Genomic DNA, 603 nt, shown 5'->3' with positions numbered 1-603 from the left:
CGATCGGGCGGCCAGGCGGCGGCGCAGCGCGGCGGCGGTCGCGGTGTCCGGGGCGCTCGGGCCGGCCGGGGTGTCGATGAGGTCGCGCAGCAGGGCCGGGACGTCCTGCGGGGCGAGGGCGTCCAGCCCTTCGGGGTCGAGCCGGAGCAGCAGCAGGGAGGTGTGGTCGGCCAGGTGGGCGGCGTCGAAGGCGGCGGCGCTCTCCTGGGCGGTGAGCCGGCCGAGGCCGGGCGGCACGGGGCGTCCGTCCCCGTCGGCGGGGCCGGTGATGAGGGCGAGGCCGGGCAGGCCGTGGCGGCTGCGGTGGTGGGCGAGGGCGTCCAGGAACGCCGCGGCGGCGGCCTCCCCGGGGGCGCCGGGGGTGCCGAGCGGTCCGACGGTGGGGGTGTGCACGACGAAGGCGGACAGCTCGGTGCCGGCGGTCAGTTCGTGCAGGTTGACGGCGGCGGCGAGGGCGGCGCCGAGGCCGGGGAAGGCCGCGCCGGGGGTGTGGACGACGGCGTTGAGGCGCGTGCCCGGGCCGGCCAGCCAGTCGGCGAGGGCGTCGCGGTCGGCGAGGTCGAGGGCGCTGAGGGTGGTCTCGGCGCCGGCGGCGGTGAGCCG

Annotated in this window: 1 protein-coding gene; it reads right to left on the bottom strand. The window is 80.6% G+C overall.

Annotated features, from left to right (window positions below; genetic code table 11):
* Positions 1–603 (bottom strand): KR domain-containing protein (locus AE652_RS42695; RefSeq protein WP_049661751.1); only part of this gene is annotated, 603 nt, incomplete at both ends.

The organism is Kitasatospora sp. MY 5-36, from assembly GCF_001182915.1.
GTDB lineage: Bacteria > Actinomycetota > Actinomycetes > Streptomycetales > Streptomycetaceae > Kitasatospora.
Note: the sequence above shows the minus strand (reverse complement) of the source record. Positions and strands in the feature narration are given on the sequence as shown.